The sequence below is a fragment of the Sphingobacterium sp. Lzh-3 genome (assembly GCF_046764375.1).
In the GTDB taxonomy this organism is placed as follows: domain Bacteria; phylum Bacteroidota; class Bacteroidia; order Sphingobacteriales; family Sphingobacteriaceae; genus Sphingobacterium.
Genome location: NZ_CP177226.1, coordinates 4,953,686 through 4,978,122 on the forward strand (window position 1 = coordinate 4,953,686; position 24,437 = coordinate 4,978,122).

Consider the following 24,437-nt stretch of genomic DNA (forward strand, 5'->3'; position numbering starts at 1 on the left):
ATAAGTACCTAATTAAACGATCAAGATGCCGTTTTGGTATTTTATTATTGAATTATTCTAAGTTTTGCAAATTTAAGCAACAATTGTTTCTGTCCCAACTCTTTAAAGAAAATAGTTGCTTTTATATCTCCTTTGTTTCCTTCGAGATTAACAACTTTCCCAAATCCAAAGCGTTCATGTTCAACTTCCATGCCGACTTGAAGATTTGATGTATCTGAAGGAGCAAAACCCGCAGTAGGTTTGTGGGCTTTCGGTAGTATTGATGTCGTTTTCACCATCGGCTTAGGCTTAGGTTTAGAAAACGTATCATCACTGTCCTTTTGTTGCCATGCAATTCGTTCGCCTTGAAAACTTCCGGCTGAGGCAGAAGTTTGTCGTGGTTTAAAATCCAATGCAAGACATGCCGGATTCAATTCATCCAAGAAGCGACTGGGTTCGCAGTTATTCAGCGTTCCCCAACGATATCGCGAAGTAGCATACGAAAGTAGTAATTTTTTTTCAGCTCTCGTAACAGCGACATAAAAAAGTCTTCGTTCCTCTTCCAATTCCGACCTGGAATTCAACGATAACTGGGAAGGAAATAGGTTTTCTTCTAAGCCTACAATGAAAACAATCGGAAATTCCAATCCTTTGGAAGAGTGAATGGTCATCAATGATACAGTATCAGCATTTGGATCTTTATCATTATCGTCGTTTGTCAACAGGGCGATATCCTGCATATAGACATCAAGTCCACGCTCTTCGATATCTTCCCGTTCCGAAAACTCCTTGATACCATTGAGGAGTTCCTGGATATTTTCGTAACGCGCCAACCCCTCTACCGATTTATCTTCATACAATTCTTTCAGAATACCACAGTGCTGCGCAATATGCATTGCCGTATCAAATGCGTTATTGTTTTTGGCAAGAGCCTGAAAACTCTGTATCATCTGTGCAAAACCACCGACAGATGTTGCACTACGTCCGTCTAGAAACTGGGCTGCATTTGCGACAACATCCCATATACGGTATTGATTCTGATCTGCAGCGATCATGATCTTCTCTATCGTCGTATCCCCGATCCCTCTACGTGGATAATTGATAACACGCTTTAGTGCTTCCTCATCATTTGGGTTGAAGGTGAGTCTGAAATACGCGATCAGATCTTTAATTTCTTTCCGTTGATAGAAAGAAGTACCACCATATATTTTATAGGGGATATTAATTTTGCGTAAGGCCTCCTCCATTGCCCTGGATTGGGCGTTGGTACGATACAGAATAGCAAAATCTTTATAATTAAGTCCTTTTAATGATTTCTCTTCGATGATCTGGTCAGCAACGATCTTACCTTCCTCATTGTCAGAGAAAGCACGTGAAACCTTGATCTTTTCGCCCTCTTCATTATCCGAGAAAACATTTTTTTCCAATTGATTCTGATTATTCGCAATCACCGAATTGGCCGCATTCACGATCATCTTAGTCGATCGATAATTCTGCTCCAGTTTAAAGATCTTCACATCTGGATAATCCTTCTGGAAATTCAGGATGTTCTGAATATTTGCACCACGAAATGCATAGATCGATTGTGCATCATCCCCTACCACGCAGATATTTTCGTTGACTGCTGCCAGACGTTTTACGATGAGATACTGGGAAAAGTTGGTATCCTGATACTCATCGACCATCAGATAACGAAACTGATGCTGGTATTTATGCAAGACCTCTGGATGCTTATTTAGCAACACATTTGTCTTAAACAACAAATCGTCAAAGTCCATTGCTCCTGCACGGTAGCAACGTTGCGCATAGGTCATATAAATCTGTCCCAATTGACCACGACCATTGGAAATATCTTCAGCCAATATAGCCTCATTTTTATTATATTCCTGTGGTGAGATCAAGTTGTTTTTTGCCTGTGAAATACGTCCATACACATGATTGACATTGTACAGCTTATCATCGAGATTCATTTCCTTTAAAATGGCACGCAACAAACTTTTGGTATCGTCCGTATCGTAGATGGTAAAGTTTCTGGGATAACCGATCAATTCTGCTTCGACACGGAGTATCTTTGCGAATACCGAGTGGAATGTTCCCATCCAAATATTTTTCGCTTCGCTTCCAACGACAGAAACGATACGTGCGCGCATCTCTTTGGCGGCCTTGTTGGTAAATGTTAATACCAAGATATTGAATGGATCAACACCTTTTCGAATCAAGTGTGCTACACGATAGGTAATTACCCGTGTTTTTCCTGAACCAGCTCCCGCAACAATCATCACAGGACCTTCTGTTTGCTCTACGGCTCCTCGTTGTGAAGGGTTTAAACCCGCTAAATAATCCAAATTAACTCCTTAAATTTTAAAACCTGAGAATAGGGTATAAAAGTACAAATTTCCTATTGATCACTGGGGCTATCTTGCTAATATTTTTACACAAAAAAAACCGATAATCAAGATTATCGGTTTTTATATCATCCAGGCAACATCTAGCCTCTGCTGTTATAATTTGGTGCTTCCTTCGTAATGGAAATATTATGTGGATGGGACTCTCTCAACCCTGCTCCTGTAATACGGACAAATTGTGCTTCCTGTAATTTTTCAATTGTTGCAGCTCCACAGTATCCCATAGAAGCGCGTAATCCGCCAATATATTGATAAACGACCTCAGCCAATGTACCTTTGTAAGGAACACGCCCAACAATACCTTCCGGAACCAATTTTTTGATATCATCTTCTACGTCTTGGAAATAACGATCTTTAGATCCTTTTTCCATGGCTTCGATTGAACCCATACCGCGGTAAGATTTAAACTTACGTCCCTCATAGATAATTGTTTCACCTGGAGCTTCTTCCACACCAGCGAATAAAGAGCCAGCCATAATTGTGCTTGCTCCGGCTGCAATTGCTTTTGCAATATCACCTGTTTGTTTGATACCACCATCTGCGATCAATGGCACGCCAGTTCCTTTAAGTGCTTTGGCAACTTCATATACAGCATAAAGCTGAGGAACACCGACACCAGCAATAATACGTGTTGTACAGATTGACCCCGGACCGATACCTACTTTTACGGCATCTGCACCTGCTTCAGCCAAAGCTGTTGCCGCTGCACCGGTCGCAATATTTCCAACGATTACCTGTAATTCAGGGAATTGAGATTTCACCAATTTCAACTTATCAATTACACCTTTAGAATGCCCATGTGCCGTATCAATTGTAACCACATCCACACCTGCTTTCACCAAAGCCTCAACGCGATCAAGGGTATCTGGTGTAACACCTACTGCCGCACCAACCAATAAACGGCCATGGCTATCTTTGGCAGCATTGGGGTAATGTTTATATTTTTGGATATCTTTAAAAGTAATCAAGCCTTTCAAAATACCATCCTCATTGACTACGGGAAGTTTTTCGATTTTTTCATTTTGAAGAATCTCTTCCGCTTTCACCAAATCCGTTCCTTCGGGCGCGACAACAAGATTTTCCTTGGTCATCAATTCGTTGATTGGACGGCTCATATCTTTTTGGAAACGAAGATCACGATTCGTTACAATACCAACCAATTGGCCTTTTTCGTTCACAACAGGAATTCCACCGATTTTGTGCTCCTTCATAATATTGAAGGCATCGCCCACAGTTGCTGTTGCCAATAACGTTACTGGATCCTGAATCATACCGCTCTCCGAACGTTTTACTTTGCGTACTTCAGCAGCTTGTTCTGCAATCGTCATGTTCTTATGCAACATACCAATACCGCCAGCTTGAGCAATCGCAATCGCCAAATCAGCACCGGTTACCGTATCCATTGCTGCAGAAACCAATGGAATATTTAATTTGATTTTTTTTGTTAGCGAAGTGCTCGTATCAACGTCACGGGGTAAAATCTCAGAATAAGCTGGAATTAATAAGACGTCGTCGTAAGTGAGACCTTCTGCTACGAATTTTTGTGGATCTAATTGCATGGCAAATATGTATTGGGTTTTCTATTTGCCAGGCAAATTTAAGAAAAATAAGCAATAATAAAAAATAAAAGATACAAATTACAATCGGAAGACAAATTAGAAACGTTATGAATTAAGCATTCACCTAGGGTACGTTCCAGCCTTTATCATTTTTTGGCAGGCTATTTGCTTTTGGTAACACGAAAAGTTATTTTAATTAATGAAAATATAAAGATAAGATAATTATGAAAAAGACATTACTCTCATTAGCTGCCGTCGCAGCATTAGCATTTGGCGCACAGGAAGCGAAAGCTCAATCTCCATTTAGATCAGCGATAGGTGTTGTATTCGATGGTACAACAACTGACTTATGGGGTGTTCAATATAAGCAATCTTTTGGTGGTGCCAACATGGGGCAAGCACAAGTGATGTTTGACGACCATGTTGTTGCTGTTGGTGCGGATTACCAATATGCGAGACCTTTCCAAGGTGTTAATGGTTTGGGATGGTATGCAGGTGTTGGTGCACAATTGACTTTTATTGACGTAGGTGATAACATTACAAACGTTGCGTTGCGTCCGCAATTAGGTTTGGAATTTAAAATTCCAGTTGCTCCGATTGCGTTCCACGCAGACTGGAAACCTGACTGGAGATTGAACCACAACAGTGATTTTGATGCTTCAACATTCTCGTTTGGTATCAAATACACATTGAAATAATATAAAAACAACTAAACAGTATAAAAGGTCCTTCTCTATGTTGAGCAGGGCCTTTTTTTATAAATAAAATCAATAAATATTTCTTTTTTTCTTCAATTCTCCTATTTTTATGCCGTTGACCTGATTGGCGTAAATAAAACTTTTCATTCTACAAAAATTTTATACCTTTGCCATTCTTGGTAAAATGTGATTAAACGAGAACTAATTATCAATTACATAAACAGTATTTAACATTAAAATTAATACAATTATAACAGACGATGCAAGGTAAAGGGCTGATTAAACTTTTAGTGATAGTGGTGTCATTAGCGTGTCTATACTCCCTATCATTTACTTGGGTGACCCGCAATGTGGAGCGAGATGCTGAGAATTTTGCCAAAGGAGACTTGGCGAAAGAGAAAAGCTACCTCGACTCAATGGCAGGTGAAGTAGTGTACAATTTAGGTTTTGCAAAATACACCTATCGGGAAGCCAAAGCAAATGAACTCGCTTTGGGATTGGATTTGAAAGGTGGTATGAACGTGACCATGGAAATCTCATTGGACGAATTGATCCGCAATTTGGCGAACAATCCAAAAGATGAGAAATTCAACAAAGCGTTGGAGCAAGCAGTAGCAAAAAGCAAAACGAGTGCAAAAACAGTCGTTGCTTTATTTATGGAAGAGTACAAATCCATCGGTGCTACAACTCCACTATCGACATTCTTTTCAACAAAAGATAACGCTGCTCTAATTAAACCTGGTGATTCAGACTCCAAAGTCGAATCATTCCTTCAAAAAGAAGCAGACAATGCCATCCAAAACTCATACAAAGTACTTCGTACACGTATCGATAAATTTGGCGTTGCATCGCCAAACATTCAAATTCAACAAGGTACAAACCGTATTTTGATCGAATTACCTGGTGTGAAAGATGAAAGCCGTGTTCGTAACCTATTACAAGGTTCGGCTAAATTGGAATTCTACGAAACCTATACAAACCAGGAAATTTATCCAATACTGGAAAATATCGATAAAACTTTAGCATCAACGTTAAAAGCTGCTCCAGCTGCTACAACAAATGCTGCAGCGGATACAAGCAAAAAATCAGATGATTTATTGTCCAATCTAACCGGTGGTAAAAAAGATGCTAAGAAAGACAGTGCTGCTGTCAATCTAGGTCAGAAAAATCCATTATTTGAAATTTTAAGAGCAAACGCATATCTAAACGAAAACCAGCAGCCAACACTTGGCCCAGGCCCATTGGTGGGTATTGCTTCATTAAAAGATACGGCAAAAGTAAATGCTTACTTGCAACGTCCTGAGGTGAAATCAATCCTTCCTGGAAACTTAAAGCTTTTATGGGCTGTAAAACCTGAGCAAAAAACACCTGAACAACTATCATTATACGCAATTAAAGGGTCTGGACAAGACAATGGCGCTGTATTGACGGGTGATGTGATCACTGACGCAACAGCAAACTTTGATGATAAAAATCAACCTGTGGTTGGTATGCAAATGAACAGTGAGGGTGCTCATCAATGGAAGAAAATTACTGCAAAAGCAGCTCAAAACAGAGATGCAATTGCTATCGTTCTTGATAATGTAGTTTATTCTGCTCCTTCTGTAAACGGTGAAATTCCAAATGGTAGCTCATCAATCTCTGGATCCTTTACGGTAGAAGATACCAAAGATTTGGCGAACGTATTGAAGGCAGGTCGTCTTCCGACAACTGCTAAAATCGTTGAAGAAGCTGTTGTGGGTCCTACTTTGGGTCAGGCTGCCATCGATGCCGGTGTAAACTCCGCTGTTATCGGTATTATCGTGGTAATGATCTTTATGATCGCTTACTACAACACGGCGGGTATCGTAGCAAACATCGCGGTATTGTTAAACGTATTTATCATTATGGGGGTATTGGCATCCTTAAATGCTGTACTGACCCTACCTGGTATTGCCGGTATCGTATTGACAATGGGTACTGCTGTGGATGCAAACGTTTTGATTTATGAACGTATCCGTGAAGAACTGGGCTTAGGAAAATCGATCCGTCAGGCTGTTGCCGATGGATACAAACATGCGTTACCGTCCATCCTGGATTCGCAGATCACAACCTTCTTAATTGGTATTATCCTATTTTTATTCGGTAGTGGTCCGATCTTAGGTTTCGCAACAACGTTAATGGTGGGTATTATTACTTCATTGTTTACTGCGATCTTAGTTACACGTGTTATCTTTGAATGGATGTTGGCGAAAGATTTCAAAATCAAAGTCTCTTTCCCTTGGTCTGCAAACACGTTGCATAACGCAAACTTCAAATTCGTGCAGAAACGTAAAATCTTTTACGCGGTTTCAATCGTTGCTGTGTTAATTTCTGCTGCATCAATTTTCACAAAAGGATTCAGTTTAGGTGTGGATTTCCAAGGTGGACGTACTTATACTGTTCGTTATGATAAACCTGTGGACTTAGAAGCTGTACGTACAAACTTGGATGATATCTTCAAGAAAACGACAGAAGTAAAAGTATTCGGTGCATCCAATCAATTGCGTATTACAACAACTTATCATATCGAAGAAACTTCGGACAGTGCTGATAAAGAAGTATTGGACAAATTAAACCAAGGTCTATCGAAAGTAGATGCTTCCAATAAACATGAGATTCTTTCGTCTCAAAAAGTTGGACCAAGTATCGCTACCGACATCAAATCTAGAGCAACCAGCTCAGCAATTTTCTCTATCATTATTGTTGCAGCTTACATCTTGATCCGTTTCCATAAATGGGAATATTCAGTTGGAGCAGCTATTGCAACAATTCACGATGCGATTATTTTATTGGGATTATTCTCTATCTTGGATGGTATCGTACCATTCTCACTTGATATTGACCAACACTTTGTAGCAGCGATATTAACTGTAATTGCTTACTCGGTGAATGATACAGTAGTTGTATTTGACCGTTTACGTGAATTCGTATCGAAACCAAATGCACATAATGAAGATCTTGGCGATGTCGTAAACCATGCGATCAACTCGACATTAAGTAGAACAATTATCACCTCATTGACAATCGTGTTTGTTCTTGCTGTATTGTTTATCTTTGGTGGTGAAGTTATCCGTGGATTCTCATTTGCGATCTTAATCGGTGTTATCGTAGGTACATATTCATCGATTATCTTAGCTGCACCTTCAGTATATGATTTACGCAAAGGAAAGCATTTGGCAGAAGGTAATACTGCTAAAAAAGCTGAAGTAGTAAGACCATAATAGCTGATATTGATAAAATAAAAAAGGGCGTTCGAATGAATGCCCTTTTTTATTGCATTCAAATTACTTGTCACACTAAATATTTTAAATATATTTGTTGTACTAAATATTTGTATGCTAAACGAAAAATTTGACCGCTACTCTTTCATCTTGGACCAAACAGCCAAGAAAGTAAAACAGTTCGCCCAATCTTCTTTTGCCGAGAAAGGATTTGATATTACTGTAGACCAATGGACCATTTTAAAGGCTTTGTACGAAACAGATCAACTTTCACAAAAAGAACTGGCCAAGCGCTGCGGAAAAGACCAGCCCACACTGACGCGGATCGTAGATATCCTTCTTAAAAAAAATCTGGCTGAGCGGATTACCGATGAAACAGACCGTCGGAGTCTCTACCTCCATTTGACCGAAGAAGGGAAATTAAAAGTAGCATCGCTTACGCCGATTGTCGCGGAGATTCGCATGAAGGCCTGGGAAAATCTAGCGGACGAAGATTTCGAAGCTTTCACAAGGATTTTGAATACAATATATAACAATTTAAATATAGAATAGCTATGATAAATACGGATATCTGTATCATCGGAGCAGGACCTGTTGGCCTATTCGCAGTTTTTGAAGCTGGGCTTTTAAAAATGCGCTGCCATTTGATTGATGTGTTACCCCAAGTGGGCGGTCAACTTTCGGAGATCTACCCCCATAAGCCTATCTACGACATACCTGGTTATCCAAGTATCACTGCACAGGAGTTGATCGATAAACAGCTTGAACAGATTAAACCCTTTGACCCCACATTCACCTTAGGTGAGCGTGTGGAACATATAACAAAACAGGACGACGGTTCTTTTATTGTAGAAACCAATGATCATACGATGGTTCATACACAGGTCATTGTCATCGCCGGAGGCTTAGGTTGCTTTGAACCACGCAAGCCCGAAATTCCAAATCTTCATCTCTTTGAAGGAAAAGGCGTAGATTATATGGTAAAAGACCCAGCCAAGTACCGGGATAAAAAAATCGTCATTGCCGGTGGCGGTGATTCCGCGCTCGACTGGACCTTCCATCTGGCAGATATTGCGCAACAGGTCACTTTAATCCACCGAAGTGACTCCTTCAGGGGCGCTCCGGACTCAGCTGAAAAGGTTTTCAAATTGGCCCAACAGGGTAAGATCAACTTATTATTATCGCACAATCTGACCAATATTCATGGCAATGGCTACTTGTCCCATGTTGAAACAACCAATAAAGAAAAAGAAGTCATCGCAACAGATGCAGACTATTTTATCCCCTTATATGGTCTTACGCCGAAGCTTGGTCCAATCGCAGATTGGGGATTAAATATCGATAAAAATGCGATAGAGGTCAATACGTTTGATTATTCAACCAATATCGAGCGGATCTATGCTATTGGAGACATCAACACCTATCCAGGCAAACTGAAACTCATTCTCTGCGGGTACCATGAGGCTGCACTGATGTGTCAAAGTGCTTTTAAATTTGTCTATCCAGATCAAAAATTGACATTCAAATACACCACAGTAAACGGTATAAATACATTCTAGCCATGGACGATAATTTAATTCATGTCACTGTTATTGATCGTGATGGGACCGAAAATACGCTGGAGGTTCCTACCGATATCAATCTTTCACTCATGGAGATTTTAAAGGCATCCGAATATGAAATTCTGGCCACTTGTGGAGGTATGGCGCTGTGCGCTACCTGTCATATCGAAGTTGTCGAAGGCCTGGATACGCTTCCTTCAGCGAGTGATCAGGAGCTCGACATGCTGGACACGCTCCCGGATGCCGATGATCAAAGCCGTCTTGCCTGTCAGCTTTATCTGCACAATAACAACAACGGTATGAAAATCAAGATAAAAGGCGCATTACAATAGTGTTATCATTGTGTATAAAATACACAATGATAACACTATTAATCGATTTTTTTTTGAGATAGCAATATCCATCATAAAGAACTAAAAATCAAATAAGTACAAAACATATTATTGAAAGAATTAGCTACTTTACAATAAAATTCACAACATATCAGCATAATAAATAAATATTTTTTAGCTTTTTGAGTCAAAATTTAAGATATTTGCAGCTTAATTCGATTGTACCGAATTTTTACAACAAACTATTAAAAATATGCCAAGCAATAGTTCAAATAGAAAATTCCCAAGAGTAATCATTATTGGTGCTGGATTTGGAGGAATTGAAGTTGCTAAAAAGCTTAAAAATAAGGAAGTTGAAGTTCTGTTGCTGGACAGAAATAACTTTCATACTTTTCAACCATTGATGTACCAAGTTGCCACGGGTACTCTTTCAGCGGACTCTATCTCCTTCCCTGTCCGCAAAATGTTCAAAGGCCAAGACAACTTTCATTTTAGACTTGCTGACGTAAAAAGCGTTGACAACGAGGCTAAGATTGTAAGAACGGATGTTGGTGATTTTGACTATGATTATTTAATTGTTGCTACAGGTGCTACGACGAACTTCTTCGGCAATCAACAAATCACAAAATATGCTTTGCCGATGAAAAACATACAAGAAGCATTAAATATTCGAAGCTATGTTTTACAGAATCTCGAAGAAGCAGTACGTATAGAAAACCCTGCTGATCGTAAAGCTAATTTGAATTTTGTAATTGTTGGGGGTGGTCCAACAGGTGTTGAACTTTCGGGGGCAATCGCAGAGATCAAAAACAATGTTCTTGAGAAAGATTATCCAGAATTGAAAAAATCTGAGATGTCGGTTTACCTGGTTGAAGGACTTCCAAAAGTATTGGCTAACTTATCTGAAAAATCTTCTAAAGATTCAGAAAAGTACCTCAAAGATTTAGGTGTAGAAGTATTATTGAATGTTCAGGTAACCGGATATGATGGCAATTCAATTACGTTCGCCGATGGCAGAAGCATTGAAACAAAAACGGTTATCTGGGGAGCAGGTGTAGCTGGGCAATATCCAAATGGATTCAAAAAGGAGATTATCCAACGAGGCAACCGTATACAGACAGACGATCAATGCCGTGTTATTGATATGCCAGGTGTTTATGCCATTGGTGATGTTTCGGCATTTATCACAGATGATCTTCCTCGCGGCCTACCAGGTGTTGCACCGGTGGCTCAGCAACAGGGAGCATATGTTGCCAAACATATTCTTCAAACAATGTCCAATCAACCAACTGAGAAATTCAACTATTTCGACAAAGGATCCATGGCTACGGTAGGTCGTAATAAAGCTGTCGTTGACATGGGAAAAATCCATTTCAATGGATTCTTTGGCTGGATGACCTGGATGTTTGTCCACTTGATGTCCATCTATGGATTCAGAAATAAATTGATCACATTCGTAAACTGGTCGATCAAATTTTTCACCAAAAACAGTGGTGTGCGTTTGATCTTCCACAAATATGATGAACCAACTCCAGAAAAACAGCAGGCAGAAACAGCACAATAGCTTTCTATTGGAGTCTATATAAACTTTTTCAATACCCAACAGCGCCATTATCCCAAGTGATAATGGCGTTGTTTTTTTCCCCCTGTTTTACCTGTTTAATCCACTCGCTAAAAACATGTAATAACAGACTGTAGAAACACTTCGAAACAACAGCCCTCTCCAGATAGTTGTCAAAACCACCTTTTCCCGATTGGATTCTTTCTTCTCGGAGTCAATGATTTCAAAAACACCGGCTTAATTCTTTTTTAACACCGCATCCAATTAAAAATAACTTCCCCTGGAACGTAAGAATTACAGATTATATTCGTTAAATTTAAAGACAGTTTTTTCCAGATAGAATTTACTTTCAGAATGTAGTTTTTTTTGATGTATAACCTCAAAAAGATTAATTTTTTTTGTGTAGGTTTGCATATTATTTTAAAATAGCTTAAGGATTAGCAGATGGGCTTATTTAATTGGTTTACGCAAGAAGTTGCGATTGACTTGGGTACTGCAAATACCCTAATAATTCATAATGACAAAGTAGTAGTGGATGAACCTTCTATTGTTGCATTTGACCGCACCACAAACAAAGTGATCGCCATTGGTCGCCAGGCCATGCAAATGGAGGGTAAAACACACGATAATATAAAGACAGTACGTCCTTTACGTGATGGAGTAATCGCTGATTTTACGGCAGCTGAGCACCTGATCAGAGGTATGGTGAAATTGGTAAACAATGGTAAGAGCTGGTTTTTTCCTTCCCTACGTATGGTTGTTTGTATTCCTTCCGGTATTACGGAAGTAGAGAAAAGAGCTGTGCGCGATTCAGCAGAAATTGCGGGTGCCAAAGAAGTCTATTTAATTCACGAACCCATGGCTGCTGCTGTTGGAATCGGAATTGACGTGGAAGAACCAATGGGTAATATGATTATCGATATCGGTGGTGGTACCACTGAAATTGCTGTCATCGCTTTATCGGGTATTGTATGTGACCAGTCTATTCGTGTTGCTGGTGATAACTTCGACTCTGACATCGTTCAATACATCAGAAGACAACATAACATCATGATCGGTGAACGTACGGCAGAAAAAATCAAAATTGAAGTCGGTGCTGCCCTACCTGAGTTGCAGGAACCACCGGCAGATTTTGCTGTGCAAGGCCGTGATTTGATGACAGGTGTTCCTAAGCAAATTACTGTTTCTTACACCGAAATAGCGCATTGTCTAGATAAGTCCATTTCAAAAATTGAAGAGGCGATCTTAAAAGCACTTGAAATCACTCCGCCAGAATTATCAGCGGATATTTATCAAACAGGTATTTATCTTACCGGTGGTGGTGCATTATTGCGCGGTTTGGACCGCCGTATACAAGCGAAAACTAAACTTCCAGTACATATTGCCGAAGATCCGTTACGTGCTGTCGTAAGAGGGACTGGTATTGCACTTAAAAATATTGGACGATTTAAATTCTTGATGCAATCATAACGTTCGATAATTAATAACAATATTTTATTAAAGAGCGATATAATATGCAAAACTATTATATCGCTTGCTTATTAAATACCCACATTAAAAAATGAGAAACCTTTGGTTATTCCTGAGACGATACAATGCATTCTTCTGGTTTATCCTATTTTTTGGATTCTCGTTATTTTTGGTGATCACCAACAATTCTTTCCAACGTAATTCTGTTTTAAATTCTTCAAATAGTATCATCGGAGGCCTGTACGCAAAGGTCAATTCCTGGAAAAGCTACCTGCACCTCGGGGAGACTAACGATGCACTTGCAAAGGAAAATGCACAATTAAGAAAGGACTTACAAGCCTATCGATCAACTGACAGCATCAAGATCGGTCCTGTCCCAGCAATCGACAGCAGTGAGTTTGGGCGTTACGAATTTATTATTGCGAATGTCATCAACAATAGCATCCACCAAAAGGCAAATACGATTACACTCGATAAAGGCAGTAAAGACGGTATAGAGCGAGGTATGGGTGTTATCGCTCCCAACGGGGTAGTTGGTATTGTATTGAATGTTTCCCCCAACTTCTCGACCGTTCAATCCCTATTGCATCCAGATACGCGTATATCCGTTACACTGGGCCACACCGAGGTCTTCGGATCGTTGGTATGGGGCAATAGCATGGATTACCGTGCGGCAATGGTCAAGGAAATTCCAAACCATATCAAAGTCAATAAAGGAGACAAAGTGTATACCTCTGGATATTCAGGACATTTTCCAAAAGGAATTTTTGTCGGAACGGTCATTCAGACAGGTATTTCTTCAGGAGACGCTTTTTTGGATCTTAGACTATTGTTGAGCACCAATTTCTCCAATTTGCAACATGTCTACGTTGTAAAAGACCTGTTAAATAAAGAATTAAAGACACTAGAAGAATCGACAAAGGACAATGGCTAGGATTTTAATATTTAATATTATTCGATTTATCGTTTTGATAGGCATGCAAGTTTTCCTATTTCAAAATATCGGTTATTACAATCTGGTCGCTGCATTTCCTTATATCTTATTTATTTTTTTACTTCCGACAGGAACACCTAATTTCCTGGTGTATTTGATCGCATTTCTTACGGGACTTACCGTAGATTCATTTTATGATACCCTTGGTGTCAATACCGCAGCCTGTGTTGCATTGGCCGCCTTCCGTATTTTCTTCATGAAAATTACGCTCGAAGTTGAAGAACGTGAATCTTTTTTTACCCCGATGTTGGGGTTCATGAATATTCGCTGGTTCTTTTCCTACATCTTTTTCGGAACATTGATCCATCATACATTTTTGTATCTCTTGGAATCTTTTTCCTTCCAGCACATCCAATACACCTTATTGAGTATAGTTTTAAGTTGTATATTTACAGTAATTATCATGCTATTATTTAGCATATTATTCTACAAAAAGAAAGATCGGTTGTAGTAGATCGATGGATAGAAATTCATTTCTATGAACAGTTTTTTTGCGCGTAAGTACGTCGTTTCGGGAATCTTTATTGCTATCACATTGACCTTGGTAGCCCGCTTATTCTATTTACAGATCATAGACGATTCCTATATACATTCCGCAAACAGCAATGTCATGCGCAAGGTCATTGTATACCCGGCCAGAGGGGTTATATTGGACCGAAAGGGAAAGGTATTAGTTCAAAACGAACCGGTATATGACCTTATGGTTACGCCACGTGAGGTGAAAGAAATCGACACCGCTTTGTTTTGCAAATTGATAGACATTGACAAGGAAGGCTTTATTAAACGGATGGAAAAGGCAAGAGTACACTCGCCTTACCGTGCATCCATTTTTGAAAAACAGCTTTCTGTACGGACATGGGCCCAATATCAGGAATACCAATATCAATTTCGTGGTTTCTATGTCCAAAAAAGAACAATCAGAAGTTATCCCGATAGCATAGCGGCTCAATTTTTGGGTTATGTGAGTGAGGTAAATGATAAAGATATTGAACGCTCCAACGGGTTTTATCGTAGTGGTGACTATATTGGTCGCAGTGGGGTAGAACGTTCTTATGAAGACCTTATTCGGGGAAAACGTGGTGTCAACAACTTAATGGTTGATGCGCTGAACCGCCCGAAAGGGGTATTTATGGAGGGGAAATACGATACACTCGCTGTTGCAGGGGAAGGACTGGTTTCCTCTTTGGATAAGGACCTACAGATTCTAGGGGAAAACCTCATGAAAAATAAATTGGGGTCCATTGTCGCTATTGAACCTGCAACAGGTGAAATATTGGCGTATGTAAGTAGCCCGAGTTACAATCCAAACATGATGGTCGGCAGACAGTCTGGCAATAATTATATGAAATTATTGAAAGACGACACCAAACCGCTTTTTAACCGTCCTATTCAAGCCTCTTACCCCCCAGGCTCTGTGTTTAAGGTTGTTTCAGCACTGACTGCGCAGCAAGCCGGTGTTATTGATCGCAATACGGTATTTTTCTGCCCGCATGGATATAGCTATGGTGGTGGCCGTGGCTGGATGGGCTGTACGCACTATCATGGCTCAACTACATTACAGCGATCTGTAGCCGTATCCTGTAATACCTACTATGGATTTACCTATGCTAAGATGATCGACGGACGTGGGCTTTCGGGACCTAAGGCATACGATCTATGGCGCAATGCAGTAACACAGTTCGGAATTGGTCATAAACTAGGCATTGATCTGCCGGGTGAAAAACCAGGTTTGCTACCTACGTCAGATTTTTATACCAAACGCTATGGTAACGATAAATGGCGTTCAAGTTTCAATATCTCCTTATCTATTGGACAAGGGGAAATGGGTATAACGCCCCTGCAAATGGCCAATATTATGGCTATCGTTGCCAACAAAGGTTTTTATTATAGACCCCATCTGATTAAAGGTATTGGCGCACAGAAAATTGCCAAGAAGGAATTTACCGAAAAAGTCAGTGCCGGCGTGGATGAGCGGTATTATCCTATTGTTATCCAAGGGATGAGTGATGCTGTCAATACACCCGAAGGTACCGCTTGGGCCAATCGTATCCCAGGCATCGAAATGTGCGGAAAAACAGGTACAGCACAAAACCCACACGGAGAAAACCATGCCGTTTTCTTTGCTTTTGCACCTAGAGAAAACCCTAAAATTGCCATTGCTGTCTTTGTTGAAAATGCTGGTTACGGTGGAACCTGGGCAGGACCTATCGCAAGTATGATGGTTGAGAAATACCTCAAAGACACGATAACTGCACCAAAATATATTCAGGATCGCATTTATAAAGCGAATTTTCTTCCTGCACCTAAAAAAGTTGTGGATCCAAAGATTAAAGATGTAAAAAAGACTGATTCCGTAAAATCAAAAACGGATACGTTAAAATCAAAACGCCAGCTGGCAGCCTTAACAAAACCAAAGGAAACAATTGTTCACCATAGCGAGATAAAGAGAAGATATGAATAATCAAAAAACTAGTTTCTTTGGAAAGATAGACTGGCTAACCATCACGCTTTGGCTTGCGCTATGCTTAATTGGCTTATTCAATATCCGTGCGGCGGTATTCAATCCTGAACTACCCAATTTCTTTACCTTAGGAACCAATTATGGAAAACAGTCTTTATATCTTGTTTCCGCAATTATTCTAGGGGTATCCATTCTGATCATAGACGCGAAATTTTTCAGTTCCGCCTCACCGATATTTTATGGTATAACAGCTGTCCTGCTTGTCATCGTACTCGTTGTAGGGCGAAATGTCGGTGGAAACCAGGCCTGGATTGACTTAGGTTTTTTTCGCTTACAGCCTTCCGAGTTTGCAAAACTTTCAACCTGTCTGCTCTTGGCTAACTTTCTAAGTTCTCAAAGTAACAAAGCGCCGACCATGCAGACACTGGCCATGGGTGCCGGTATTGTCTTATTTCCTGTATTTTTGGTTATGTTACAACCCGATACGGGATCTGCCCTTGCCTTCTTTTCGTTGATTTTTGTATTCTACCGCGAGGGCTATGTTAATAATGAACTGCTTATATTTGGCGGGCTATGCATTTTACTTTTTGTTCTTTCTTTATTGGTCAATCCTTGGATTCTTATCTTGATTTTAGCATTGCTCATTGGCCTTGTCATGTGGAACTATCGTAAGAGAAGAAAATACATTATCAATCTAAGTATACTTTTTGCAGCCTGTGCTGTATTTGTTCTCTGTGTGGACTTGGTCTATGAACACGTGCTACAACCCCATCAACGTGACCGTATTGACATTATCCTAGGCAAAATGGAAGACCCTAAAGGCAAAGGATATAATTTGAATCAGTCGAAGATTGCAATTGGATCGGGACAGCTTCTGGGCAAAGGCTACCTACAAGGAACGCAGACAAAATACAACTTTGTACCTGAGCAGAGTACGGACTTTATTTTCTGCACCGTTGGAGAAGAGTGGGGATTTGTTGGATCGGTTACTTTATTACTTATCTATCTCATCCTACTGCTACGTATTATTCATATCGCCGAACGACAGCGTTCAGCCTTCGCCAGGATATATGCATACGGTGTAGCGTCCATCCTCTTTTTTCACTTATTTATCAATATCGGTATGACAATAGGTATTGTTCCAGTTATCGGGATTCCGCTGCCTTTTATCAGTTATGGCGGTTCATCCTTATGGAGTTTCACCATTTTACTATTCATCATGCTTAAATTTGATTCAAATAGAAAAGGAGTTGTCTAAAAACAACTCCTTTTCTATTTGTACCCTTATTTAGTTCTTTTCAACTTTTTTACTGCATCAATTGAGAAAAAACCAAAAACTCCCCGGCATGGCGCAGATAAACGGTTAAATACGCTCCAAAACGAGCTGTATAGCTTTATCAACAACTTCTTCAGGTGCGGAAGAAAACCGACCATCTACCCGACTTGCCAAGATTGCATTAATGGATAAAGCCTGATGTCCAAACATGTTAGCCAATGCATAAATACCCGCTGTTTCCATTTCCAGATTGGTAAAACGCTGATCTTTATATTGAAAGGACTTGATCAAGTCTATAAAATTGGGAATCGTATTAGTTGAGCGAACAGTCCTTCCCTGCGGAGCATAAAATCCGGGCGCAGTCAAGGTGACTCCCTTCGGTAAATCAAAGGCTATTCGATCCAGAAGGCTTGTGCCAGCTTTCGCAACGTAGGGCTTTAGGTTTAATGCGGAAAAATATTCGGCTAGCTCAACCTGAAGCGCCTGCTCCTCGCCGTCGTAAGATCCCTGATAATAGTTCATCAATGCATCAAGACCTATTCCATACGCAGAGGCCAAAATAGTTCCCATCTCAACATCTTGTTGTACCGCTCCAGAGGTTCCAATGCGAACAATATCCAATGAGCTGAGCGTCGACTTTACCGTTCTATTGGCAAAATCAATATTTGCCAGCGCATCCAGTTCATTCAACACAATATCTATATTATCAGTACCTATACCTGTTGAGATTACAGTCAACCGTTTATTTCCCAGATAGCCGGTATGCGTAATAAACTCACGTTTCCCTTTTTTGAGTTCAATACGATCAAAGTGTTTCGATACTTTCGCTACACGGTCTGGATCACCGACCGTAATTACTGTACTTGCCAGATCTTCCGGCAACAAATTCAGATGGTATATACTGCCATCTGCGTTCAAAATCAATTCCGATTCGTTGATCATATCGTATATAAATAAGTTAACTGACAACCTTCTATTTTGGAAAACCGATCAACAACTCGATTGACTTGCATTTTTCGGACTTCAAACTCCAAGTAACACTGATTATCAAATTCCTGCTTTTCAACTTCGACGCCCTCTTCCTTTATGACCCGCATAATAGCATTCATGTGGAGGTAATCGAAGGTAATACCATAATGGTCATTCACTGTACGCTCGATAATTTCTGCTTGGGTCAAAGCATCTTGCGTTGCTGATTTGTAGGCATTAATCAAGCCTGGGACACCCAATAATGTACCACCGAAATAGCGAACGACAATCACGATAACATTGGTGACATCCATCGATAGGAGGACGTTCAAAATTGGGCGTCCTGCTGTTCCCGACGGTTCTCCATCATCATTCACACGAAAGACAGCACGATCTGGCGTGAGACGATAAGCCCAACAATGGTGTCTCGCTTTCGGATGAATCGCTTTCACTTCCAAAATCAGATCTTTTAATTGCTCTTCGGATTTAAATGGAAAAGCATAAGCAATAAATTTACTGCCCTTATCCCTAAAAATTCCCTCGTATTTTGCATCAATAGTCCGGTAAGTATCTTCAAATAAACTCATAGATATGCTATGATTAAAACTGAAACAATAGAAAGCGCTATGCCTAGATAATTCAATAATGATAACCTTTCTTTAAAAAATAAGACGCCAATTAGAGCGCCCAATGAGATCACACCAATATTCATCCCAGTAAATACGACTGATGGATTGTCTGGTAGGGCACGATGCGCTTTCATATAGAATAGGATGTTACAGAAGTTAAATACGCCCAAAACCAATCCATATCCCACAGCTTGCTTTGAAAAACGTTGCTTTTCCACAAAAAGGAAATACAGCAACAGCACCATTGCAATAAACATCGCCATCACAAAGATAATAAACATGGAACTGATATAAGGTATATTAACATGCAAGGCGACCTGTTTGAAGAGGATATCAATTATGCCCATACCGATAAATACCAATAATGGATAAAGCGCTTTATAATGACTAGCTCCCATCGAGCCACTATGCTCATTTTTTAGCCAGCCAATAGAACATAGGATAGCCAATAAACCAAGGGCTATTCCGAGCATCTTATGTCCCTCCATTTTTTCATGAAAGAAGAAAAATGATGCAAGCAAGGGAATAAACAACGATAAGCGTTGTGCAATCTCTGTCTTGACCAAACCACCATAGCGAATGGACAAAGCTATAAAAACAAACATCCCTGGAAGTAATATCGCCAGACTCGTATACAACGTAACCGGCATAGCATCCCATACGAGCGATTTTAGATTCGGTTGCAATACAAAATAGGCCAGTGCAACCGCCATGGGGTAATTCCAAACGATAACTTGTTTGGTTTCGACTCCATTTTGTTTTGCCAATTTTAATAAAACAGCAACGGTTACGCTACAGATGACACTGAATAAAACAAAAATCATGATTCAAAATTCATTTATTTCCAAAGGCCACGTTTCTCCTGACGAGCCTGACGTTCCAATTTTACAAATAAATCTGCATATTGTACATTTGGTGCTAGCGTATAGGATACTGCATAACCCTGTTCAACCAAATCCCGATTGACGAATTTCTTTCCAATATACACATAGGCAAGAAGTCTTCCATACCGATCCCGTTTTCCAATGTCAAAGACTAACTTAACACTTTTTCCATTCAACATTGCCGTTAAATACTGCTTTGCTTCTTGACCATAGTAACCGATTTCCTTGCGTGCCGTCCGTCTCGTTTCCGGGGCATCTACCCCTATCAGCCTAACTTTCTCCCCTTTTGAGGTTCCATTTTCAATGACAAAGGTATCGCCATCGATAACGCGCTTTACCTTCGCCTCTTTTTCCTCTCCTTTAAAAGTAAAACCTGTCAATAAAAAACAGATCATACATACACATACATAAAAATTACTTCGTTTTAGCATAAAATCCAACGTTTGTCCAAAGGTAGTAAAATACTTTTTTAACAAAACAGTCAAAAAAAACGGAAATATTAATATTAAAAACACATAAATTTAATATAAAAAAACAGCAAAAAAATCACATAAAAATAAAGCTATTTTTAACATAAAAAAACAATACAAAAACACAATTTATCATCAAATAAAAACAACAGAACAAAAATTTAAAACACTAAAAAACAACACTATAACATAATTAAATAGAAATAAACACTTTAAAAAAAATACAAATAAACCACTAAAAGTTAATCAAAAAAAACCACACAAAAACACGTGAAAAAATCATGAAATTAACTCAATATTTATAATAAAAAATTATTTTTTTCTTTGATATTTCAAAAACATTCGTACATTTGAAATGTCAAACAACAACAGGATGAACAGAACATATACATATTTCTATTTTAACTTCTTTTATTTTAAAAATAAGAGCCGGGATTAGATTGTGTATAAATCATAAAAAATACAAACAAGAAGAGTCCCGGTTCAAATGATCGGGACTCTTTTTTTTGGAGACAACATAGCGAACAAAAAAACAATGAGTTTAAAAATTGCAATACAGGGAGCAAAGGCTTCATTTCATGAAGAGGCCGCATTTAAATTTTTCGGAAGAGAAGTTGAAATTGTAGAATGTGATTCATTTAAAAAAACTTGTGAATTGCTGAAGCAAAGAAAAGTCGACTATATCGTTATGGCGATCGAAAATTCAATTGCGGGAAGTCTATTACCGAATTATAATTTATTAAGAGATTACAAGTTCCATATCACTGGGGAAGTTTACCTAAACATCCAACAGAATCTCATGGTATTGCCAGGTGTTAAATTAAAGGATATTAAACACATCGAATCGCATCCAATTGCCATTCGCCAATGTGAAGAATTTCTTTCTGAACTTGAAGGTGTACGTATAACCGAGGGATCTGATACCGCTGCAACTGCGAAAATGATTGCGGAGCGAAAATTAACGGATACTGCTGCAATTGCTGGGACATTGGCCGCTGAAATCTATGGTCTTGAAATATTAGAAAAGAGAATCGAAACCAATAAAAAGAACGCAACGCGTTTCCTCGTATTATCTAATGAGGTTGTCGAACATAAGAATGCCAATAAAGCGTCATTATCATTCCAAACAGGAAATACAGTAGGATCTCTGGCGACTATTTTACAATGCTTTGCCGAACAGAATATCAACTTGAGCAAAATTCAGTCAATGCCGGTAATCGGAAAACGCAATGAATATGATTTTTTCGTTGACGTAGAATGGAAAAAACAAACAGACTACGAAGCAGCAATACGTAAAGTACTCAAACATAGTGTCAATTTCAATATTATGGGCGAGTATGTCAAAAACGAAAAACTATAATTAACAATTTACGCATACAATATTAAAATAGATAATCAAACTTAACATGAAAAATACATTAGACATCACTCCTTTAAAATCTTGGTTGGACACAGGAGACAAACCTTTAATTATCGCAGGCCCTTGTAGTGCAGAAACAGAAGAGCAGCTGGTATCAACAGCGCATTTGTTGGCAAATACCGGAAAAGTAAATATTTTACGTGCTGGTATCTGGAAACCACGTACTCGTCCGGGAGAATTTGAAGGTATAGGTTCAATTGGTTTGGAGTGGTTGAAAAGAGCGAAAGAAGAAACAGGTTTATTAACAGCTACTGAAGTTGCTACAGCAAAACACGTGGAAGAAGCTTTGGCTGCTGGTGTGGATGTACTATGGGTAGGTGCACGTTCAACTGCCAATCCATTTACCGTACAAGAAATTGCTGATGCTTTACAAGGTGTAGATATTCCAGTATTTGTTAAAAACCCTGTAAACCCAGATTTATCGTTGTGGATCGGTGCATTGGAACGTATCAACCGTGCTGGTATCAAAAAATTAGGTGCTATCCATAGAGGTTTCTCTTCTTACGAGAAAACAGCATTCCGTAATGAACCAATGTGGGATTTAGCGATTCAGTTAAAAACTGCTTGTCCTAATCTACCGATCATCAACGACCCAAGCCACATCTGTGGAAACCGCGAATTGTTACCATACATCGCACAAAAAGCAATGGATATGGATATGCAAGGATTGATTATCGAATCACATATTGATCCATCTGTCGCTTGGACCGACGCAAAACAACAAGTAACGCCAGCTGCATTGGCCGAGTTGATCGACCACTTGACGTTACGTAAAGCAGCTTCTGACAATCCTTCATTCGAAGATAAATTAGCAGAATTGCGTAGCAACATCGACAAATTAGATGATTTGATCATCCAAAAAATTGGTGAACGTATGAAAATAGCGGAGAAAATCGGCGAATACAAACGCGATAACAACGTGACAATTTTGCAAGTTAACCGTTGGGATGAAATTGTTCAAAAACGCACTAAATTAGCGGAAGCGCTTTCTTTGGGTAGCGAATTTGCGACGAAATTCCTGGAATTAATTCACAACGAATCTATCCGCAAACAAAATGCGGTCATGAATACTCAGGAGCAACCAACAGCAGAAGCATAATGAATCAACAAGTCATCACGCTGACGCATCCTTCAAAAAAGATACAGGGCACGGTCCAACTCACAGGTTCAAAATCTGAGAGCAACCGTGCTCTTATTATCCAATCGCTGAGTAAAGGACAAGTTGAAATAGCCAACCTCTCTGAGGCTGCAGATACGGTTACCCTAAACCGCGTATTGCAAATCGCATCAGAACCGCAACCCGGTTATAATACGATTGACATAGGCCCTGCGGGAACGGCAATGCGCTTCCTTACAGCTTACCTCAACCTTGTTAAAGGCAATTTTATCCTGACGGGGACAGAGCGTATGCAACAGCGTCCAATCGGAATATTGGTCGATGCCATGAAAGAAATTGGCGCCGAAATCCATTATGAAAAAAAGGCGGGGTATCCTCCTTTGAAGATTGAAGGTGGATTATTTCAAGGAAAAGACCGTGTTAAGATCAAAGGAAATATCAGCAGTCAATACATATCGGCCCTGCTATTAATTGCTCCGGCATTAAAAAAGGGACTTACGTTAGAGATTGAAGGCGAATTAACTTCCAGACCTTATGTATCCATGACCTTAGATATGCTTCAAAGTGTCGGGATCCAACACGAATGGACGGAGAATGCGATTAAAATCGCACCGCAAGAATTTGAAAAGCAAACCATATATGTCGAGCCAGATTGGAGCGCAGCATCCTACTGGTATGCTATTGTAGCACTAGCCGACGCAACTGCATCGATTGTATTGCCAGGACTAAGACAACATAGTTTACAGGGCGATATTGCCATCACAGACATTATGGCGCATTTTGGTGTTTATTCGAGCTTTGAATCGGATGGATTGCATTTAAATAAAAAAGAAATCAATTCAGACAAAACGTTGTTCGACTTTAAAGAATGTCCTGATCTCGCACAAACAGTAGTCGTTGTCGCAGCGGCTTTAAAACGTGATGTTTCCTTTACAGGCCTAGAAACCTTAAAGATTAAGGAAACCGACCGTATCGCTGCATTACAGACCGAAATCGCAAAGTTCGGTGCTGAATTGATCGAAGATGGTGATACCTATCACCTGAAAACAGCAGGGGTATATCAGCCTGAAGATGTGACCTTCGACACTTACGAGGATCACCGTATGGCGATGGCATTTGCACCGCTGGCTTTAGCCTTTGACCAAATCAAGATTGCTGAACCGCAAGTTGTAGAAAAATCATATCCTGATTTTTGGAAACATTTACAAGCGCAAGCTTTTGTAATTGACTAACATATTAAAAACAGGGATTAACATCAACATTAATCTCTGTTTTATTATTATTCAATCTCCCAGATAGCCTTTAGCCTGGGACAAAAAATTGTGATGTAATCTATTAAGCCATATACGAGTTACAGATTCATAAATTTGTAGCCAGTCTGGTGCTTTAGAATTGCATTTAAAGGCAAA

20 protein-coding genes are annotated in these 24,437 nt (G+C 39.6%); 14 read left to right on the plus strand and 6 right to left on the minus strand.

What is annotated here, in order from left to right:
• Positions 1 to 44: 44 nt before the first annotated feature.
• A complete protein-coding gene (locus ACLCDV_RS20870) occupies positions 45 to 2,324 on the minus strand; it encodes an ATP-dependent helicase (protein WP_070565989.1) in 2,280 nt (759 codons plus the stop codon).
• Positions 2,325 to 2,467: 143 nt separating this feature from the next.
• Entirely contained in the window at positions 2,468 to 3,943 is a 1,476-nt protein-coding gene (gene guaB / locus ACLCDV_RS20875; RefSeq protein WP_317664294.1) for an IMP dehydrogenase, read from the minus strand.
• A 224-nt stretch (positions 3,944 to 4,167) separates the two neighbouring features.
• Between guaB and ACLCDV_RS20880 the strand changes: the two genes are divergently transcribed.
• The 11 genes from ACLCDV_RS20880 to rodA all read left to right on the plus strand — a co-directional run bounded on the left by ACLCDV_RS20880 (position 4,168) and on the right by rodA (position 17,521).
• Positions 4,168 to 4,641, plus strand: coding sequence for a hypothetical protein (locus tag ACLCDV_RS20880; protein WP_070565992.1), 474 nt, complete (start codon positions 4,168 to 4,170; stop codon positions 4,639 to 4,641).
• A gap of 260 nt (positions 4,642 to 4,901) precedes the next feature.
• Complete coding sequence (gene secDF, locus ACLCDV_RS20885) at positions 4,902 to 7,883, plus strand: protein translocase subunit SecDF (protein WP_411972158.1); 2,982 nt, start codon at positions 4,902 to 4,904, stop codon at positions 7,881 to 7,883.
• 114 nt (positions 7,884 to 7,997) lie between these two features.
• Entirely contained in the window at positions 7,998 to 8,435 is a 438-nt protein-coding gene (locus ACLCDV_RS20890; RefSeq protein ID WP_411972159.1) for a MarR family winged helix-turn-helix transcriptional regulator, read from the plus strand.
• Positions 8,436 to 8,437: 2 nt separating this feature from the next.
• Positions 8,438 to 9,442, plus strand: a complete 1,005-nt coding sequence (locus tag ACLCDV_RS20895; protein ID WP_309364101.1) for an NAD(P)/FAD-dependent oxidoreductase — start codon at positions 8,438 to 8,440, stop codon at positions 9,440 to 9,442.
• Between the two features lie 2 nt (positions 9,443 to 9,444).
• Positions 9,445 to 9,777 (plus strand): 2Fe-2S iron-sulfur cluster-binding protein, encoded by a 333-nt coding sequence (locus ACLCDV_RS20900; RefSeq protein WP_317664284.1) that lies wholly within the window; start codon positions 9,445 to 9,447, stop codon positions 9,775 to 9,777.
• A 253-nt stretch (positions 9,778 to 10,030) separates the two neighbouring features.
• A complete protein-coding gene (locus ACLCDV_RS20905; protein WP_317664282.1) occupies positions 10,031 to 11,341 on the plus strand; it encodes an NAD(P)/FAD-dependent oxidoreductase in 1,311 nt (436 codons plus the stop codon).
• A 441-nt stretch (positions 11,342 to 11,782) separates the two neighbouring features.
• Entirely contained in the window at positions 11,783 to 12,808 is a 1,026-nt protein-coding gene (locus tag ACLCDV_RS20910; protein ID WP_046671815.1) for a rod shape-determining protein, read from the plus strand.
• A gap of 91 nt (positions 12,809 to 12,899) precedes the next feature.
• Positions 12,900 to 13,742 (plus strand): rod shape-determining protein MreC, encoded by an 843-nt coding sequence (mreC, locus tag ACLCDV_RS20915; RefSeq protein WP_075993981.1) that lies wholly within the window; start codon positions 12,900 to 12,902, stop codon positions 13,740 to 13,742.
• Complete coding sequence (locus ACLCDV_RS20920; RefSeq protein ID WP_046671817.1) at positions 13,735 to 14,253, plus strand: hypothetical protein; 519 nt, start codon at positions 13,735 to 13,737, stop codon at positions 14,251 to 14,253. The genes mreC and ACLCDV_RS20920 overlap by 8 nt, the downstream gene beginning before the upstream one ends.
• A 27-nt stretch (positions 14,254 to 14,280) precedes the next feature.
• Complete coding sequence (gene mrdA / locus ACLCDV_RS20925) at positions 14,281 to 16,263, plus strand: penicillin-binding protein 2 (RefSeq protein WP_317664276.1); 1,983 nt, start codon at positions 14,281 to 14,283, stop codon at positions 16,261 to 16,263.
• The gene (gene rodA / locus ACLCDV_RS20930; protein ID WP_201667353.1) at positions 16,256 to 17,521 is read left to right on the plus strand and encodes a rod shape-determining protein RodA; all 1,266 of its coding nucleotides are present in this window, start codon (positions 16,256 to 16,258) and stop codon (positions 17,519 to 17,521) included. The genes mrdA and rodA overlap by 8 nt, the downstream gene beginning before the upstream one ends.
• Before the next feature lie 105 nt (positions 17,522 to 17,626).
• On the opposite strand, the gene ACLCDV_RS20935 is transcribed toward rodA, so the two are convergent.
• The 4 genes from ACLCDV_RS20935 to ACLCDV_RS20950 are packed head-to-tail and all read right to left on the minus strand — an operon-like array spanning position 17,627 to position 20,452.
• Entirely contained in the window at positions 17,627 to 18,481 is an 855-nt protein-coding gene (locus tag ACLCDV_RS20935) for a nucleoside phosphorylase (RefSeq protein WP_411972160.1), read from the minus strand.
• On the minus strand, positions 18,478 to 19,095 hold the full coding sequence (locus tag ACLCDV_RS20940) for an IMPACT family protein (protein ID WP_411972161.1): 618 nt from the start codon (positions 19,093 to 19,095) through the stop codon (positions 18,478 to 18,480). Before ACLCDV_RS20940 ends, ACLCDV_RS20935 begins: the two co-directional genes overlap by 4 nt.
• A complete protein-coding gene (locus ACLCDV_RS20945; protein ID WP_411972162.1) occupies positions 19,092 to 19,961 on the minus strand; it encodes an EamA family transporter in 870 nt (289 codons plus the stop codon). The genes ACLCDV_RS20940 and ACLCDV_RS20945 overlap by 4 nt, the downstream gene beginning before the upstream one ends.
• Positions 19,962 to 19,975: 14 nt before the next feature.
• On the minus strand, positions 19,976 to 20,452 hold the full coding sequence (locus tag ACLCDV_RS20950; RefSeq protein WP_317664269.1) for a thermonuclease family protein: 477 nt from the start codon (positions 20,450 to 20,452) through the stop codon (positions 19,976 to 19,978).
• A 574-nt stretch (positions 20,453 to 21,026) separates the two neighbouring features.
• Between ACLCDV_RS20950 and ACLCDV_RS20955 the strand changes: the two genes are divergently transcribed.
• The 3 genes from ACLCDV_RS20955 to aroA are packed head-to-tail and all read left to right on the plus strand — an operon-like array spanning position 21,027 to position 24,260.
• The gene (locus ACLCDV_RS20955; RefSeq protein ID WP_046671823.1) at positions 21,027 to 21,851 is read left to right on the plus strand and encodes a prephenate dehydratase; all 825 of its coding nucleotides are present in this window, start codon (positions 21,027 to 21,029) and stop codon (positions 21,849 to 21,851) included.
• A 46-nt stretch (positions 21,852 to 21,897) separates the two neighbouring features.
• On the plus strand, positions 21,898 to 23,010 hold the full coding sequence (locus ACLCDV_RS20960) for a chorismate mutase (protein ID WP_046671824.1): 1,113 nt from the start codon (positions 21,898 to 21,900) through the stop codon (positions 23,008 to 23,010).
• Positions 23,010 to 24,260: a 3-phosphoshikimate 1-carboxyvinyltransferase gene (gene aroA / locus ACLCDV_RS20965; protein ID WP_411972163.1), complete on the plus strand. Its 1,251-nt coding sequence runs from the start codon at positions 23,010 to 23,012 to the stop codon at positions 24,258 to 24,260. The genes ACLCDV_RS20960 and aroA overlap by 1 nt, the downstream gene beginning before the upstream one ends.
• Positions 24,261 to 24,437: the final 177 nt, after the last annotated feature.

What these genes read in the sequence shown, in the direction of transcription:
- guaB (WP_317664294.1), bottom strand. Translation starts at nt 3,943, where the DNA reads ATGCAATTAGATCCACAAAAATTCGTAGCAGAAGGTCTCACTTACGAC.
- ACLCDV_RS20880 (WP_070565992.1), top strand. Translation starts at nt 4,168, where the DNA reads ATGAAAAAGACATTACTCTCATTAGCTGCCGTCGCAGCATTAGCATTT.
- secDF (WP_411972158.1), top strand. Translation starts at nt 4,902, where the DNA reads ATGCAAGGTAAAGGGCTGATTAAACTTTTAGTGATAGTGGTGTCATTA.
- ACLCDV_RS20890 (WP_411972159.1), top strand. Translation starts at nt 7,998, where the DNA reads ATGCTAAACGAAAAATTTGACCGCTACTCTTTCATCTTGGACCAAACA.
- ACLCDV_RS20895 (WP_309364101.1), top strand. Translation starts at nt 8,438, where the DNA reads ATGATAAATACGGATATCTGTATCATCGGAGCAGGACCTGTTGGCCTA.
- ACLCDV_RS20900 (WP_317664284.1), top strand. Translation starts at nt 9,445, where the DNA reads ATGGACGATAATTTAATTCATGTCACTGTTATTGATCGTGATGGGACC.
- ACLCDV_RS20905 (WP_317664282.1), top strand. Translation starts at nt 10,031, where the DNA reads ATGCCAAGCAATAGTTCAAATAGAAAATTCCCAAGAGTAATCATTATT.
- ACLCDV_RS20910 (WP_046671815.1), top strand. Translation starts at nt 11,783, where the DNA reads ATGGGCTTATTTAATTGGTTTACGCAAGAAGTTGCGATTGACTTGGGT.
- mreC (WP_075993981.1), top strand. Translation starts at nt 12,900, where the DNA reads ATGAGAAACCTTTGGTTATTCCTGAGACGATACAATGCATTCTTCTGG.
- ACLCDV_RS20920 (WP_046671817.1), top strand. Translation starts at nt 13,735, where the DNA reads ATGGCTAGGATTTTAATATTTAATATTATTCGATTTATCGTTTTGATA.
- mrdA (WP_317664276.1), top strand. Translation starts at nt 14,281, where the DNA reads ATGAACAGTTTTTTTGCGCGTAAGTACGTCGTTTCGGGAATCTTTATT.
- rodA (WP_201667353.1), top strand. Translation starts at nt 16,256, where the DNA reads ATGAATAATCAAAAAACTAGTTTCTTTGGAAAGATAGACTGGCTAACC.
- ACLCDV_RS20935 (WP_411972160.1), bottom strand. Translation starts at nt 18,481, where the DNA reads ATGATCAACGAATCGGAATTGATTTTGAACGCAGATGGCAGTATATAC.
- ACLCDV_RS20940 (WP_411972161.1), bottom strand. Translation starts at nt 19,095, where the DNA reads ATGAGTTTATTTGAAGATACTTACCGGACTATTGATGCAAAATACGAG.
- ACLCDV_RS20945 (WP_411972162.1), bottom strand. Translation starts at nt 19,961, where the DNA reads ATGATTTTTGTTTTATTCAGTGTCATCTGTAGCGTAACCGTTGCTGTT.
- ACLCDV_RS20950 (WP_317664269.1), bottom strand. Translation starts at nt 20,452, where the DNA reads ATGCTAAAACGAAGTAATTTTTATGTATGTGTATGTATGATCTGTTTT.
- ACLCDV_RS20955 (WP_046671823.1), top strand. Translation starts at nt 21,027, where the DNA reads ATGAGTTTAAAAATTGCAATACAGGGAGCAAAGGCTTCATTTCATGAA.
- ACLCDV_RS20960 (WP_046671824.1), top strand. Translation starts at nt 21,898, where the DNA reads ATGAAAAATACATTAGACATCACTCCTTTAAAATCTTGGTTGGACACA.
- aroA (WP_411972163.1), top strand. Translation starts at nt 23,010, where the DNA reads ATGAATCAACAAGTCATCACGCTGACGCATCCTTCAAAAAAGATACAG.